Source organism: Enterobacter cloacae complex sp. IR5403 (assembly GCF_049238705.1).
Lineage (GTDB): Bacteria > Pseudomonadota > Gammaproteobacteria > Enterobacterales > Enterobacteriaceae > Enterobacter > Enterobacter hormaechei_C.
The window spans coordinates 102,392-117,738 of record NZ_JBMKHP010000005.1; the positions used below are offsets into that span (position 1 = coordinate 102,392).

Sequence of the window (15,347 nt, forward strand, 5' to 3'; positions counted from 1 at the left end):
TTAAAAGCACAGCGATCCTGCATCTCTGGCTGAGCCAGAAATGAAAAAAGGGAAATTACTTATTTCCGCTAATTATTCACATGCGATTACTTCGCAGAGAAAATCATATTTAAAATATTCTGGTATATAGGCTCTAATTGTTCTGACGGTACTTTTAAAGGCGTGAGTCGACGGTAAATCGTGCCTTCGATCATCACGGCGGTAATCTCCACGCAGCAGCGAATATGCTCATCGCTCAGGTGAGGGAACTGCTTTTTCAGGTGCTCACAGGCGTTGGCGAACATGCGGGCTTCGGCTTCGATCAGCATGTTTGCCACCAGCGGATTGCGCGTGGCCTCTGCGGACATTTCGAGCATCAGCGCGTCATCGTCTTCGTTAAGCGTCTGGCGCCAGGCAAGCGCCTGCGGCATCCCTTCAACCAGGGTTTTGCCCTGCATCTCCTCGATACGTGAGTCGATAATGCGCCGGATCATCTCTTCAATAATCGCGTCTTTGTTACTGAAATAGCGATAGATTTGTCCGACGCTGAGCCTGGCTTCGCTGGCGATCTGCGACATGCTGGCAGCGTGAAATCCACTGGCGCGAAAGCAGCGGCGCGCGGCGGTGATGATTTCGTCCTGCCGCAGTTTTTGTCGTTCTTCCAGCTTTGTACTCATTGTCGGCTACCGTAAAAAGTGAGAATGATCGTTCTCATTATACGTTTTCGGAGCCTATTGGAAAGGCTTTTTTTATTTACATATTGAATGAATATTTCCAGCTATAAACAATGGAGAAAATAAGGAGTTTTTATGAAGGTTAAGCTGTGAGATATTCAGATTGCGCTGAAAATAAGGAGAGAATTATGCATCTGAGCATTACAGATAATGTCACAGCCGAAGAAAAAGAAGAATTATTAACGGGGCTAAGAGCCTATAACGCGCAGTTTTTAGATCTGGCGACGTTTGGCGGCGATATTGGCGTATATATGCGAGACGACAATGGCGTCATGCTGGGCGGGTTAATCGGCGTACGGAAAGGCGACTGGCTGAACATCGACTATCTGTGGGTCAGCGACAGCGTGCGGGGAACGGGCGTGCGAAGCCAGCTTATCAAAACGGCTGAAGAGGAGGCCCGTCGCAAAGGCTGTCGTCACGCGCTGGTGGATACGGTCAGCTTCCAGGCGCGTCCGTTCTATGAAAAGCAGGGTTATCAGGTGCAGATGTCCTTGCAGGATTACCCTTATCAGGGAATGCAGAGACACTATCTGTCCAAAAATCTTTAACCGCCGATCCCGGTGCCTATCACGGCTAACACGTGGCGCACCACGATCTCCGGCGAGAGGGCGCTAAGCCTCTCGTCATTGCGCATGCGGGAGAACGGCACCAGCACCAGGCTCAGCAGCGTTGTGAACAGCAGTTCGGGGGCCAGCGCCGGATTCAGCTTTCCTTCCTGCTGCCAGCCTTTGATGGTTGCCAGCGTGGTGTGATATTTCTCATCGCCAAAGCGTGCCTGCAAATGGGTGCGCAGTACCGGCATCTCGCCAATCACCTCCTGCATCCACAGCGGGGCAAACCAGCGATACTTTTCCGCCAGTTCGGCCAGCACCCTGATCATTTCCGTCAGGGCATCCACCGGCGAATCCCGGTTGTCGGCGAAAATCGCCCCGATCCGCTCGCGTAACGGCAGGAAGCGCTCCTCAATCATCGCATCCAGTAACTGTTCTCTGGAGTTGAAGTAGTAGTGCAGCATGGCGGGCGTCACGCCTGCTTCGCGGGCGATGGCGTTCAACGACGTATTGGCGATCCCCTGGCGGGAAAAGAGGTTCAGGGCGATGTCCAGCAGCTGTTCACGGCTGGCGGTAACGCGCTTGCCGCCGCGTGGCCGACCGGGGCGGCGGGGTTCAGAATTGTCCTTTTGTGCTGGCATGGTCACCGTATCTCTTGATCTTATTCATCACTTCCACAAATATTAATTATACGATTAATTAATTTCAAGTGATGTCTTATGGAGTCCGACGTAATGACTCAACCTGCGAAAAAGGCGCCGTCGATTAAGCTGCTGTTCAGCGCACTCCTGCTGGTGATGCTGCTCTCTGCGCTGGATCAGACCATTGTCTCCACCGCGCTGCCGACCATTGTGGGTGAGCTGGGCGGGCTGGATAAACTCTCGTGGGTGGTAACGGCCTATATCCTCAGTTCGACCATCGTGGTGCCGCTGTACGGCAAATTCGGCGATCTGTTTGGCCGAAAAATCGTTCTGCAAATCGCGATTGTGCTGTTTCTTGTAGGGTCCGCGCTGTGCGGTCTGGCGCAGAACATGACCCAGCTGGTGCTGATGCGCGCCCTGCAAGGGCTGGGGGGCGGCGGTCTGATGGTGATCAGCATGGCTGCCGTGGCGGACGTGATCCCGCCAGCCGATCGGGGTCGCTATCAGGGGTTGTTTGGCGGCGTGTTTGGCCTGGCGACGGTGATAGGGCCGCTGATCGGCGGGTTTATCGTTCAGCACGCATCCTGGCGCTGGATTTTCTACATCAACCTGCCGCTGGGGCTGTTTGCCCTGCTGGTGATTGGCGCGGTTTTCCACGGCAGCGCGCGGCGCAGCAAGCATGAGATTGACTACCTGGGGGCGATTTACCTCAGCATGGCGTTGCTGTGCATCATTCTGTTTACCACCGAGGGCGGGACGATCCGCCAATGGAGCGACCCGCAGCTGTGGTGCATTCTGGCCTTCGGCCTGACGGGGATCGCCGGGTTTATCTACGAAGAGCGGCTGGCGTGGGAGCCGATTATCCCGCTGTCGCTCTTCCGCGACCGCAGCTTCCTGCTCTGTAGCCTGATCGGTTTTATTATCGGCATGTCGCTGTTTGGCTCCGTCACTTTCCTGCCGCTCTATTTACAGGTGGTAAAAGACGCCACGCCGACGCAGGCCGGTTTGCAGCTGATCCCCCTGATGGGGGGGCTGTTGCTCACCTCCATTATCAGCGGGCGCATCATCAGCCGTACCGGGAAATATCGTCTGTTCCCGATCCTCGGCACGCTGCTCGGCGTGGTGGGGATGGTATTACTGACGCGCATTTCAATCACCTCCCCAACCTGGCAGCTGTACCTGTTTACCGGCGTGCTGGGCATGGGGCTGGGACTGGTGATGCAGGTGCTGGTGCTGGCGGTGCAGAACAGCGTGTCAGCCGATCAATACGGCGTCGCGACGTCTGGGGTGACGCTGTTCCGTTCCATTGGCGGGGCGATTGGCGTTGCGCTGTTTGGCGCGGTGTTCACCCATATTCTGCAATCAGGCCTGATCGACAGGCTGCCGGAAGGGGCGGAACTGCCGCGCGAACTTAATCCCGTTGCCATACACCATCTGCCTGATGCCCTGCGTCTGGACTATCTGGATGCGTTCGGCTCGGCGATCCATGCGGTATTCATGCTGGCGGCGGGGATTATGGTGCTGGCGTTTGTGCTGTCGTGGTTTTTGCGCGAAGCGCCGCTGCGTCGGCAGGCGTGAGGTTAGCGGTTCTGCTATTTATTGCGAGTCGCTTTCTGATTTTTCAATGTCTCTCTTGTCGCTTTCCGGGGCGTTAGCGCATGCTGTGGGCTGGTCAATAAACCGACAGAGGTTGCCATGGAACGCACAGCGAAACTATTCAAAAAAGGACGAAACCAGGCCGTGGTCTTGCCTGCGGAATTTGCGTTTGAAACGGAGAGTGTTTATATCCGCCGGGATGACGAGGGGAATGTGGTTTTGACGGCAAGGTCCGAGAAAGCACGGCACAGGGATAACTTTTTGCGCATGTTAAAAGAAACGCATGTGCCTGATACCTTTCTAAGTAAAGAGGAGCGCAATCAGAGCTATACGACAAGAAACCCTCTGGAAGGGCTGTAGAAGATGCTGCATATGCTGGACACTAACATCGTAAGCCATCTGGTGAGGCAGCATCCTGAAGTAGTAAACCGATATTCGCAAATTACGCCTGAAAAGATGTGTATTTCAAGCGTAACGGAAGCGGAATTGCTTTACGGCGTAGCCAAAAAGCAAAACAACAAGCTGCACGAAACCATAATGGAATTTCTTAAAACCATCACTGTCTGCGCCTGGGATAGCGAAGCCGCAGCCACCTACGGTGAACTGCGTGCGGCAATGGAAAAGAAAGGGAACGTGATGGGGGATCTCGATCAGTTGATTGCCGCACATGCTATCAGCCGGGGCACGACGATTGTCACGAACGATCATGCGTTCGGGATGGTACAGGATCTTACGGTTGAGGACTGGACTACCGTCGCCTGATGCCCATCGCCCGGTGGCGCTACGCTTACCGGGCCTACACTTCCCCCGTCACGTAGGCCGGGTAAGCGCAGCGCCACCCGGTAACAGGCCGCATATAACCTATCCGTCTTACTGATTCCTTTTCGTTTTTTAGCCTGCCGTCTCGTTGTCGATATAGTCTTCAAAACGTCTATCAAAAGGAACTGTCTCGTGAAACTTCGATTGGGTGCGCTTCTCCTGACTGGCCTGCTGCTCGCAGGCTGTGACCAGGGCGGCAATGATGCCAGACACATTAAAGTCGGCGTGATCAATGGCGCTGAGCAGGACGTGGCGGAAGTCGCCAAAAAGGTGGCAAAAGAGAAATACGGTCTGGATGTTGAGCTGGTGGGCTTTAGCGGCTCGCTGCTACCCAACGATGCCACCAACCAGGGCGAACTGGACGCCAACGTCTTCCAGCATCGCCCATTCCTCGCGGAAGATAACAAGGCGCACAATTACAAGCTGGTCGCCGTGGCCAATACCTTCGTCTTCCCGATGGCGGGTTACTCCCGAAAGATTAAATCGGTGTCTGAGCTGAAGGACGGCGCAACCATTGCGATTCCAAACGATCCCACCAACCTTGGTCGCGCGCTGTTGCTGCTGCAAAAAGAGAAGCTGATTACCCTTAAACCGGATGTTGGCCTGCTGCCAACGGCGCTGGATATTACTGCGAACCCGAAAAACTTACAGATTATGGAGCTGGAAGGGGCGCAGCTGCCGCGCGTGCTGGACGATCCGAAAGTGGATGTGGCCATTATCAGTACCACCTATCTCCAGCAAACGGGGCTTTCTCCGGTACACGACAGCGTCTTTATCGAAGACAAAAACTCACCCTACGTGAATATTGTGGTCACGCGTGAGGACAACAAAGACGCCGAAAACGTGAAGGAATTTATCCAGTCCTATCAGTCGCCGGAAGTGGCGAAAGCGGCAGAGACCCTTTTTAACGGTGGCGCGGTGCCGGGCTGGTAAGTCCCGGTAAAAAGGCCAGCGCTCCGCTGGCCGTCAAAGCGTTACGCGGGCATCGGTTCGGCTTTCGGGCCACAGAAAACCCTGACCAGACTGTGCGCCGGACGCGCGGGCGCGCGCCAGATCCCGCGAATTCTCGATGCCTTCGATAAGAATTGATTGCGCGATACCTGCCCTGACCTCCTGCACAAACGGGGCAAGCGGCGCGCGTTCCCGCAGCGCTGAGCGGTCAATTTTTACCCCATCCAGCGGCAGCGCAAGCCGCGCGAACGCCTCAGCCAACTCCCGGGTTAAATCGTCCAGCCAGATTTGCCATCCCGCCTCTTTTAACCGAACAAGCGTGGCATGAAGACGACGTTGCTCAGCCTCACTCAGCCGTGTGATGGTGAGGGGATCCTGAATTTCAATCGTTAACCGTTGCTGATGGCGTAACGCCAGCAACAACCGGATAGCGCGTTCGTCGAGAAGGTGCTCTGCCGGAAGGTTTAGCCAGTAAGCGTCCCGGGCGGGTATCTGTAACAGGGTGTTGGCCTGCCAGAAGAAGATTTGCAGCGCGCTGCGCGAGGGCAGCGAGGCAAACAGCACCTCAAGATTGACGTTATGGATCTCCACGAGAACTTCATGCGCGAACACCTGGCCCGAATGAAGATCGACAAGCGGCTGGAATCGCAGCCCTGAGATACGTTGCAACAGGGGAGAGGGAAGAACGGTATACATGGAACAGCCTTCAGGAAATGAAAAAAGGTTCCCGCGGACACGGGAACAAAAGGCAAACGACACACGGTCAAATTCTTAATTCAGGATCCAGCGAATGCTCTGGTAAAACGAGGGGCCACGCACGGCCTTAAGCTTGTTCATGGCGTTGTTCTTATAAAAGTAAACCAGCCTGACGTTACACCCCAGCTGACGGGCGATTTGCTTGGTTTTGAGATTACAGGAATAGCCGCGCAATACGCTGGCCTCCTCGCTGGACAGCCTCGCCGGGGTGCGTAAGCGGGTCGTCATGCCTACGTTGTAACGGCCAGACTCCTGCGGCGTCTGGCTCATCAGTATTTGCCACAGCGCTTTGATATCCCCCAGGGAGACTCTTTTGCTGATTACCCCATCAACATGTTTGAATTTCAAATAGCCAGCGGATAACGAATAGATATAGATCTTCGCCGTCACTTGTTTCTGTTTAATGCAGAGAATGTCGTCATTCGTCGTCACCCGGAAATGGCGCGTATTCAACGGATCATAAATGATGATATCAAAGAGTTGTTCACTCAAAGCAAGTTCTTCGATATGGGTAAACCCATGGAAAATAATGTCATGTTTTTCATCAGGCTCACGCTTTCCAAGCGATTGCAGGCCAATCATCGTGAATTCGCAGCTGTCAACAACGGCAACGTGAATTGTTTTTTTATTTTGCATTGGCATTCTCCTTTCGCTGAGTAAACAGTCCATATAAGAGAAAATGGCGGTTCGCACTCTCTTATTAAAAGAATAGCGAGCACTTTTTAAATAACGCGATGCGATGGCATCAATGTAAGCCAATACAAACCGTCGAGTAAAGCTGATGCCAATTATTAGAGGAAGATAAAATTGAAAAATGGTTTTAATGGTATATGTAATTGTTTTAATCTTCTAATAATATTCATGACAGGTTTTTATTCTGTAAAGGAGTGGATATTAAGTGTCAGGTAGTTGATTAATGGGGTTAATCCACCGCATTTTCAGTAGTTTACTGCTGTTTCTGTAAGAAAAGTTGTGATCGTGGCAGGATTATCGACAGGGCTTAATCTGCGAGAGGAAACGACGTGCAGAATAAAATAGAATTTTTTCTATAAATTTAATGTCCTTGTTCAGATTTTTAGGCCTGAGAAGGATAAAATCCTGGCGCGAAGAGGTTGTGAGTGGTGAGTACATAAACTATTATCATTTTCCTCCGGTCACGAGAATTTAGAAAAGACATGAATAATACTGAACGTATCGTAAGGGTAATGGTGTTTTACAAAATAAATATATTTAAAGAGATAATATTCCGGGCGCTCCATGATCTTTTACCCGATTACGTACTGAACATTACTCAGGTCGATTCCACTGAACAGGCGCTGGCGGCGGTGGCGGATAATAACGTGGATGTTTTCTTCACTGAATTTAATTATCTGCTTAATCATAAAGAGTGGAGTGCGGAGGTCAGCAGCCGTTTTACATCTTTATGTAAAACCCATCACGTCAGGCGTGTTCTGTTGGTGCCCGAGCTGCCTTACGGGCTGTTAAAAAAAGTTCTGGAGATGAAATTTGAATTAACCATCAGTCAGCAGGATGAATTGACTGAACTGAAAAAGGAATTACCCGCGTTGCTCATGGCGGACGGGCAAAAACCGTCGATCTCTTCGTGGCTCAGGCGGGTAATGCGGTCCGGCTCCCGGGCGCGCTCCATCCTCTCGGCCAGAGAGTGGGAGGTGCTTCATCTTATTGTGGAAGGATTTTCAACGACGGAGATTGCCCGTCATCGAAACCGTTCGGTCAGTACCATTGCGACACAGAAACACAATGCGATGAAAAAGCTGAATCTTTCCAACCACAGCGAACTGATTAAGTATGTGCAAACGGTTGGAAAGATGGAGGAATAGTCCACATCAGGGGTAGATAATATTCAGCGTAGCCGATGTATTGATCTTACCCTGGCTCACCTGGGCGGGCGCCCACACGTAATAGTACGCCGCCATCGGAAGGGTGAAATGTTCGTCCAGCGCCGCGCCAGCCGCCACGCTGAAAATCATTGTGGCGTTGCCACGGCTGGTGGTCGAGGTAGAGAAGGTCACCGGCGTTTGCGGGGCGTCACGTTTTATCAGGCGTAGCCCCACGCCCTGCGCCGCGCTACTGCTGCTGTCGATCAGCACCGAGCTGTCGGTCGAAAGCAGCTGCGTGCTGGACAAAAACATCTCAATTGACCGATCGGAATTGCCGTTAACCCCGACGTTCTGACAGCTCATATTCAGTGAAAAAGGCGTCAGCCCCGGCTGTGAGGATGCACTGAGCTGGGGAATGCCGAGCGTCGGCAGCGCCACGGTCAGCCCCGCATTATCAAAGGAACAGGTAGTCAGTTTTGGCGCGTATTTGATGATCATCGGCTGACCAAACATATCACGGTTGTCGTAAGGCCACTTGAACCCGCTGAATAACCACTGGGCGATTTTGATGACCTGATTAATTGGCCAGAGGATGATTTCCAAAATCGACAATCCGCTCATGTCGCTGACGAACAGAACGTCGCTCATGTTCGCCGTATCCCCCGTCAGGGTGGTGCCGCTCTGGTTAACGAGGGTGAAGCGAACCGTAAACGGTGTGTTCAGCTCAGACGCCGTATGGCTACCGCTGGCAGACAGGGTTTTATTGGCCGGGGGATTGGTGATCTCCGCCCGCACCATATACTTGTTGTTGCTGAACCCGAGGATGGTGGCGTATTTGCTGTCGGTCGAGAGGATCGGCGTGTAAGAAAATTCACTGTTACCCGTCGTACAGTTGAACGAGCCGCTGTACTGGGTGGTGAAGCTGCCGGTCCATGTGGGCGTGGCCGGGCTCAGCTTATCCGATAAATCAATAGTAATCGGTGTGCCATAAACGATGCTGCTGCCGGAGCAGGTGGCATAGCTCATCCCGCTAACGCTGGTGAGGAGCAGGAACATGAATGATCGTAACATTTTGATAATCCGTAATTAATGGCAAACCGATGAGGGGCTGTTCAGCCCCCAGGCCGGGGAGGAGATTTCGCACTTCCCGCCGCGGAGATGCACGTTGAGCGTGCGTGGCGGCTGTTCAGCGCGGATATACAGTACGCTGGCCTGGCCGACATACCCGACAGATCCACCGTGTTCATCCAGCACTTCGGTGCCAAAGGGCAGCGGTTTGCCGTCGGCGCGCGTCGCATGAAGTACCCATGACTGGCGCTTGTCGGTTTCGAAGCGGATATAGCTCACCGCCCCGTCGTAAGGCGCCACGTTAGCCATATTGCCGATCACCTCCGCGCCTGCGCTGTTTTCCGTTTCGGTTAACGTAATGGCGTTTTTGCGATACGGGGTGGCGTAAGGCACCAGCGCCACGCCATCGCGGTTCGTCATAATACTTTCATCGCCGTTCACCATCAGCCCCTCCGCCTTTGGCGCATCGACGATAGTCATGGTTGTGCCGGTTTCGTTTGAGGCGAGAACGTGCCACGGGTAGGCCACCAGGCTTCCGCGTCCGCTGAGCCCGGTCTGGCGGTAGTCGGAGGATTCGCTGTAAGAGCCACCGAGTGTCGCGAAGTTCGAACGGTACGCGGCGTTAACGCTTGCCGCATTTTTACCCCCCCGCGCATTACTGCCGGAGAGGGTGTAGCTCAGGCGGTTCGACGCCAGCGCGTTTCCGCTCATGCTGATATTGCTCTGTTCGTAATGCGAATCGCTGGCCGTCAGGCTGGAGGTGATCCACGCATTATTATCAAACAGCGAGAACGGCAGGCTGAGGGAGAGGTAAAGGCGCGTCTCTTCTTCACTGTCCCTGTTCCGTACCCGGCTGGCCGACAGGGTATAGCTGGCGCGGCCGATGGCGTTGGAATAGCCCATCTGATATTCGCGCGTGGTTTGCTGTGAGTTCCAGTAATCGCGCTGTGTGCCGGAGACAAACACCGTGCCCCAGTTATCGAGCAGGCGCTGATTAAGGTTAAGCGTAAAGGTATTCTTGGGCTGCGCCGCGCGCAGGGCGTCCCAGGTGCTTAGCGACATGTCAGGCGCGACGCCAAACCGATCTTCATAGTCGTCGTACTGCGCTCTCAGGCGCTGATACCCTTCGCGCGAATAGAGCGCGTCGCTGAAGCTGTAATAGCCTTTAGTGGAATAGCGATAGGCTGCCAGGGTGAAGTTGGTGGCGGTGGTATCGATAAATTTGCTGTACGACACGCGATAACTCTGACCGCTGCTGGTGCGATCCTGTAGGGTGGTTTTGGCGTGGGTGACATCAAACGAGACCGCGCCAAAGGGAAGGTTCCACCCGGTACCGACAAGCCCGGCCTGGTAGTTATCGCTAATAATCGTCCCGGTATACCCGGTGATGAGGTTATTAAACCCGTAGCGCAGCGTGGCCTGCATGAATGCGGGTTCGGCATCGAGCGTGTTCTGGTGCACTTTACCCGCCACCACGCTGTACTGACTCACCCCTTCTTTTAGCATCCCGGGCACGGCGGAAAACGGCACCGTGAAGGACTGCTGTGAACCGTCCGCTTCACGCACCACCACCAGCAAATCGCCCGCGGAGCCGGTAGGCTGAATGCTGTCGAGGGTAAACTGGCCCGGCGGCACGTTCTCCTGATAGATCACGTTGCCATTCTGGATAACTTTCACCAGGGCGTTCGTCCGCGCCACGCCGTGAACCACCGGTGAAAAACCCTGCTGTGAATTTGGGCGCATCTTCATGTCCGACGCCAGCGACACGCCGCGCACGCGCAGGGAATCAAACAGATCGCCAGGAATATAAAAGTCACCCAGCGTCAGGTTGGATTTCAGCGAGGCCAGGGGACGGCGCAGGTAGCGGGTATTATTCTGCCAGCTACTCTCTCCGCTGGCGGTTTTCCGCCAGGCGCTGCTGTCGCGAAACTGCCAGCCGAACAGGTTGGCGCCGGAATCCAGCCCGGCATAAAAATCATCATTTGTGTCTTTCGCAGTGCCTTTCGCGCGGGTGTTATACCAGGTCGTGTTCCACGAGAGCATCAGCGCCGGTATCCCCTCGTCCCAGAACTGGGGGGCAATGTAACCTTCTTCAGTACGCAGCACGGCCGCCTGCGGAACGGTAAGCGCCAGACTCAGGGTGCTGGTATCGGTTTTGACTTCACCGCCCTGAACCAGATCGCGCAGCTGGACCTGCCCGTGCGCAATGGCGGGCGCAGGCACGGACGTGGTGTTGATGCCCAGCGACCGGGCATCTTTCCAGGCAAGGCGGATGTCGTCACGCTGCTCGCCGTAGATGACGGTATAACGTCCCTTCCAGCTGCCGTTTACGTAGATATCCATCTCCTGACTGCCGGCAGGCATGGCGTTGTTTTCGGAAAAGCGAGACAGATCGGACTCACCGGATGCGCCAGCAAGCAGGGAGGGATCAAACGAGACGGCCCCTGATTTATGCGAAAGCAGAAGCGTGCAGACTGCCAGCAGACAGAGTCTGTTTTGTTTCATTTTCATGGTGAGTCTTTCCGATCACTGACTGGTGAAAGTCCGGGTTTTATACGCGCCAAGATCGTCCACATACATCAGCTGGAAGGTCTGTCCGCGCTTAACCGTATTTTTGGCGGCGACCGTCAGCTGCCCAAACGGGGAAACCATCGGGGACTCCTGGAGCAATTTCGTTTTACCCAGCGAAATATTGGCGACCGTAATATGGAACGGACTGTTATTTGTAATGCGAAAGCGATCGCCGTCGGCGGCGAGCGTCAGTTTCGCCACCGCGTCATCCAGCGTGCCTTTCAGCGCAGCGGGCCGGTAAAAAAGTTTGATACGGGATTTAATCGCCAGCTGGACGGTATTCTGGTTTTGCAGATTTTCAGGTCTGGGCGGAATGTCGAGGACATTCAGGAAAAAGACGGATTCGCGATCCGCAGGCAAGCTGGACGGCAGCTTTTTAATACGAAGCTGTTGACCATTATGTTCGTTAACCTTTATCACCGGCGGCGACAGCAGAAACGGCACATTGGCTGTTTCCGGCGTGGAATTAATATCACCGTCATCTATCCAGGATTGCACCAGAGCGGGCGCATCGCCCGTATTCATTAACTGGACGATCACCTCTTTGTTATTTTCAGGATAAAGGACACGGGTGCCATTAATGACAATATTGGCCCATGAGTGACCCGTGCTTAGCAGTAAGCCTGCCAGCAAAATTGCCTTGCGCATGATTGCAACCTTAAATACAGGCTCTGCGAAAACAGAGCCTGAATAATCACTATTACAGGTAGGAAATGGTATACGTTACGTTGGAGCTTAACTCGCCCACGGTGGCGGCAGCGGCGTTCGTTTTATAGTAATAAACATCCAGCGTCAGCGTTTCGGAATCTGGCGCGGTCGCTGTACCCATAATATTTGTCGTGTAAGGCTGGTTCAGGGTAATAGGCGTAGACGAACCTGGCTCCACTAACGCAAAGCCGACATTACGTGCCACGCTGGCATCGCTTTCGTTCACGCTGTTATTCAGCAGGTATTTACCGTCAGTGGAAATATTATCCGCGCTGGAGAAATACACTTTCAGCGGAGTACCGGTTGTTCCGGCTGCTGGTGAACAACCAGAGAACGTCAGCGCAATAGATTTTTTATTCTTAGTGATCAGGCCAACCGTGGTGCCTGCATCTTTTACCGAAATAGGGGAAAGCGCAACGGTAAAGTCCGCGCTTTTACCGCCGTTAATGGTACAGGTTGTATCGGTAATTGCGCCGGTAAAGTTAATGATACCACCCGCCGAATTGTCTGCGGCCACTGCGCTGGTAGAAGCAATAGCGGCGGCCAGCAGTGATACGGTCATGATCGATTTGAACATGATAAACTCCATAAAGATTTGTGTTATTTAAAATGAATGTTATACGGCTACACATGTCCCTGATGTACCGGCTAGATGCATGGCGACTCGGGAGAATGCTTTGACGATATTATGTTGCACTAAAAAAGTACATAACAAAACATTATTCCAACAACTTCGAAAGTTTAAGATTATAATCTTGCGGTGGCGTTTTTTTTAATGTTTTAACCTAAATGCAGAAGTTCGAAGATTTTTATTAATGATTTAATAATCGTTAATTAATGAAGCTTTATGAATTCATCTCTTAATTAATATCACGCGACTTGACCACACAAACTTTAGACTTATTATTGCCTGGCAAATGCACAAAATTTTAACAATGGCGTAATAATAATATGAAGTATCTCATTGATCTCACAATGCTTTATGAAGTCGACACCGGTATGATCATGATTAATGGAGAGGAAGAGTCATCCATTAAGTTATCTAACCAGGCGGGTCGTCTGATTTATGAACTTATCATCAATAATGGTAAAACACTCGACAGAGATGACCTGATAAAGAAGGTCTGGGAGGATCATGGTTTCTCTGGTTCTTCGGTGAGTCTGAATGTTGCCATAAGTGAAATCAGAAAAGCATTTCGTACATTAGGATGCGACCCTTTACTGATAAAAACGATACGTGGCAAGGGATTTAGCCTTGCCGCGCATATTGAACATCACACGGTCAGGCCGCCGGTTGTTTCAACGGTTAGTGAACAATCTGCCTCTGACGCATTCGATACGCTGGCGCATAAGAAAGATGCCGATCCGCCTAAACAAATAATATCGCTGCACAGACTCTTTATTTCTCTCTGCACGTTATTACTGATTACCGTTATCGGCACCGCTGTTTTACTGTTGCACCAAAGGGATTCCTATGCCGAGAGCCTGAAAGATTCTGATATGCATCTGCTCGGTAAAGTGGACCGGTGTACGGTATACCTGATCGATAAGAATATGTATCAGCCGCGACAGCACTACTTTAATCACGTAAAAGAGGTCATTGCCAGTCAACATATCGACTGTCAACACCAGGTTGCAGATGCTTACTATTCCAGGTTTAAAAAGTCGCAGATAGAAAATTATTTCCTGGCCATCTGTTATCAGCAGGACAGTATCGACGATTATAAGAACTGCATTTCTTACAGAAGCCTGACCGGGAGTTAAAATATGTCAAGGACTAAAATGAGTGTACTGTTCAGTATCGTACTGGCGCTGTCTGTCATCGCGTTGTTGTGGATCTATTTTACCAGAACGCAGGATGAGGGGTTTGGCTGCCAGTCAGATACCGTTTCCTGGAAAACCTATTCCACGGGTGAGTTAACCGATATGTCGCTAACCACGCTATTCTTGTTTAACAACAAAGATGTTGTGACGGTTATTCATAAAGGCGTACTCAAGAAAGAGGGCAAAAGCTACCTGATTGACCGAAATTACACGCTCAGCGTGGAAAAAGTCGACGGAAGCAATATCTTTTATATTAAGGATAAAAAGCTGAATAAATCTGAAGATGATGCGGCGCCGGATGGCGTTGTAAACGAAATGTTACTTGATAATATCAACTTCTTCTATATAACCAGCGTAAAAAAACATGCGTGGTTAATTAAGGGGCTGGTGTTGCCTGTAATGATGTGTGTGGCTGTCCCGACGTCCTGATATTTCTCTTTATTGAAAAATCGATATTTATCTATTACTCGGGAAATTGAGTAATTTACTCAATACGTAACAATAAGATACGAGAAATTTATTTATATTTTTATTGTTGCTCTCCGTCGAGTGAATTTTTCTGTATTGCCTCGTTATTTTGCGGCTGTCTATACTCCGCCTCGAAAAAGGGGCTCCCCTTTTTATACACGTGGATTCTTTTTTGAAGGACTAAATAAATGAACAAACTGAACGCTATCGTTCTGGGCTCCCTGCTGTCTGTTTCTGCCCTGAGCGCAGTTAATGCAGCTGAAACGACGGCTTCTGCCACCTGGCAGGCAACCGCGACCAAAGACAGCGAATCCGATCTGGTTGTTACGCCAACGCGTGCTTTGAACTTCGTTTACAGCGCCAATACCAAATCTTTCAACACCGATACCGGTCTGTTTGATGTGGCTATCCGTGGCGATCACTCTACGGCGACCAGCTTCAAACTCGAAGCTATCCTCGACGATTCAAACAACACGCTGTTCAGCGTGGGTGGTGAAGCGACCAAACTGAAGGTAGGCGCGCGCTGGGGCGGTAACGACCTGGGCTCTATCGGTGGCACCGTGGGGGCAAAATCAACCGCATGGACCACGCTGGTTGATTCCTCTTCTAACACCGGCGTCTCTTCTGGCCTGTGGAACCTGACCACCAGCGCAGGCGCGGCGGCAGATACCGAAATTACCGGCCAGGACAAATTCGTCTTCTACGTTGACTCCGCTCAGGACAACGCCGGTACGGCGAAAGAGTTCAAAGACCTGACCAACAGCCTGTGGGAAGGGACCGTGTCTGTTGCGTTCCGCGCAACCTGGGGCTAAGGCCTGATCGATCCAGGGGCGCAAGCCC

The 15,347-nt window shown here is 52.1% G+C and carries 17 protein-coding genes; 9 read left to right on the top strand and 8 right to left on the bottom strand.

Annotated elements, in window-relative coordinates; translation table 11 throughout:
• Window positions 1-86 precede the first annotated feature (86 nt).
• Window positions 87-656 (bottom strand): TetR/AcrR family transcriptional regulator, encoded by a 570-nt coding sequence (locus tag ACOTW6_RS09255; protein WP_000104919.1) that lies wholly within the window; start codon window positions 654-656, stop codon window positions 87-89.
• A gap of 185 nt (window positions 657-841) precedes the next feature.
• Between ACOTW6_RS09255 and ACOTW6_RS09260 the strand changes: the two genes are divergently transcribed.
• Window positions 842-1,261: a GNAT family N-acetyltransferase gene (locus ACOTW6_RS09260; protein WP_213789105.1), complete on the top strand. Its 420-nt coding sequence runs from the start codon at window positions 842-844 to the stop codon at window positions 1,259-1,261.
• Here the strand turns inward: ACOTW6_RS09260 and ACOTW6_RS09265 are convergent.
• Window positions 1,258-1,905 (bottom strand): TetR/AcrR family transcriptional regulator, encoded by a 648-nt coding sequence (locus ACOTW6_RS09265; protein ID WP_062933088.1) that lies wholly within the window; start codon window positions 1,903-1,905, stop codon window positions 1,258-1,260. The two genes, ACOTW6_RS09260 and ACOTW6_RS09265, sit on opposite strands and share 4 nt — an antisense overlap.
• A 78-nt stretch (window positions 1,906-1,983) precedes the next feature.
• Here ACOTW6_RS09265 and ACOTW6_RS09270 point away from each other — a divergent pair, with 78 nt between their 5' ends.
• The 4 genes from ACOTW6_RS09270 to nlpA all read left to right on the top strand — a co-directional run bounded on the left by ACOTW6_RS09270 (window position 1,984) and on the right by nlpA (window position 5,253).
• The gene (locus ACOTW6_RS09270) at window positions 1,984-3,483 is read left to right on the top strand and encodes an MDR family MFS transporter (protein ID WP_015570095.1); all 1,500 of its coding nucleotides are present in this window, start codon (window positions 1,984-1,986) and stop codon (window positions 3,481-3,483) included.
• A 117-nt stretch (window positions 3,484-3,600) separates the two neighbouring features.
• On the top strand, window positions 3,601-3,861 hold the full coding sequence (locus tag ACOTW6_RS09275; RefSeq protein ID WP_047050676.1) for an antitoxin: 261 nt from the start codon (window positions 3,601-3,603) through the stop codon (window positions 3,859-3,861).
• A 3-nt stretch (window positions 3,862-3,864) separates the two neighbouring features.
• Window positions 3,865-4,263, top strand: a complete 399-nt coding sequence (locus ACOTW6_RS09280) for a type II toxin-antitoxin system VapC family toxin (RefSeq protein WP_080454685.1) — start codon at window positions 3,865-3,867, stop codon at window positions 4,261-4,263.
• A 189-nt stretch (window positions 4,264-4,452) separates the two neighbouring features.
• Complete coding sequence (gene nlpA / locus ACOTW6_RS09285; RefSeq protein ID WP_023315104.1) at window positions 4,453-5,253, top strand: lipoprotein NlpA; 801 nt, start codon at window positions 4,453-4,455, stop codon at window positions 5,251-5,253.
• Window positions 5,254-5,286: 33 nt separating this feature from the next.
• Here nlpA and ACOTW6_RS09290 read toward each other — a convergent pair whose 3' ends face one another.
• Window positions 5,287-5,967 (bottom strand): EAL domain-containing protein, encoded by a 681-nt coding sequence (locus ACOTW6_RS09290; protein ID WP_047364897.1) that lies wholly within the window; start codon window positions 5,965-5,967, stop codon window positions 5,287-5,289.
• 75 nt (window positions 5,968-6,042) lie between these two features.
• A complete protein-coding gene (locus ACOTW6_RS09295; protein ID WP_235143903.1) occupies window positions 6,043-6,786 on the bottom strand; it encodes a LuxR C-terminal-related transcriptional regulator in 744 nt (247 codons plus the stop codon).
• A gap of 446 nt (window positions 6,787-7,232) precedes the next feature.
• Between ACOTW6_RS09295 and ACOTW6_RS09300 the strand changes: the two genes are divergently transcribed.
• Entirely contained in the window at window positions 7,233-7,868 is a 636-nt protein-coding gene (locus ACOTW6_RS09300) for a LuxR C-terminal-related transcriptional regulator (protein WP_062933089.1), read from the top strand.
• A 6-nt stretch (window positions 7,869-7,874) separates the two neighbouring features.
• Here the strand turns inward: ACOTW6_RS09300 and ACOTW6_RS09305 are convergent, their stop codons facing one another.
• The 4 genes from ACOTW6_RS09305 to ACOTW6_RS09320 are packed head-to-tail and all read right to left on the bottom strand — an operon-like array spanning window position 7,875 to window position 12,792.
• On the bottom strand, window positions 7,875-8,939 hold the full coding sequence (locus tag ACOTW6_RS09305; protein WP_047050683.1) for a fimbrial protein: 1,065 nt from the start codon (window positions 8,937-8,939) through the stop codon (window positions 7,875-7,877).
• Between the two features lie 15 nt (window positions 8,940-8,954).
• Complete coding sequence (locus ACOTW6_RS09310; RefSeq protein WP_047050685.1) at window positions 8,955-11,447, bottom strand: fimbria/pilus outer membrane usher protein; 2,493 nt, start codon at window positions 11,445-11,447, stop codon at window positions 8,955-8,957.
• Between the two features lie 15 nt (window positions 11,448-11,462).
• Entirely contained in the window at window positions 11,463-12,155 is a 693-nt protein-coding gene (locus tag ACOTW6_RS09315; protein WP_015570089.1) for a fimbrial biogenesis chaperone, read from the bottom strand.
• 52 nt (window positions 12,156-12,207) lie between these two features.
• On the bottom strand, window positions 12,208-12,792 hold the full coding sequence (locus tag ACOTW6_RS09320; protein ID WP_062933092.1) for a fimbrial protein: 585 nt from the start codon (window positions 12,790-12,792) through the stop codon (window positions 12,208-12,210).
• A 374-nt stretch (window positions 12,793-13,166) separates the two neighbouring features.
• Here ACOTW6_RS09320 and ACOTW6_RS09325 point away from each other — a divergent pair, with 374 nt between their 5' ends.
• The 3 genes from ACOTW6_RS09325 to ACOTW6_RS09335 all read left to right on the top strand — a co-directional run bounded on the left by ACOTW6_RS09325 (window position 13,167) and on the right by ACOTW6_RS09335 (window position 15,319).
• The gene (locus tag ACOTW6_RS09325) at window positions 13,167-13,979 is read left to right on the top strand and encodes a winged helix-turn-helix domain-containing protein (protein ID WP_213789106.1); all 813 of its coding nucleotides are present in this window, start codon (window positions 13,167-13,169) and stop codon (window positions 13,977-13,979) included.
• A gap of 18 nt (window positions 13,980-13,997) precedes the next feature.
• The gene (locus ACOTW6_RS09330; RefSeq protein WP_047734923.1) at window positions 13,998-14,468 is read left to right on the top strand and encodes a hypothetical protein; all 471 of its coding nucleotides are present in this window, start codon (window positions 13,998-14,000) and stop codon (window positions 14,466-14,468) included.
• A 227-nt stretch (window positions 14,469-14,695) separates the two neighbouring features.
• Entirely contained in the window at window positions 14,696-15,319 is a 624-nt protein-coding gene (locus tag ACOTW6_RS09335; RefSeq protein ID WP_003860995.1) for a common pilus major fimbrillin subunit EcpA, read from the top strand.
• The last annotated feature ends 28 nt before the right edge of the window (window positions 15,320-15,347 follow it).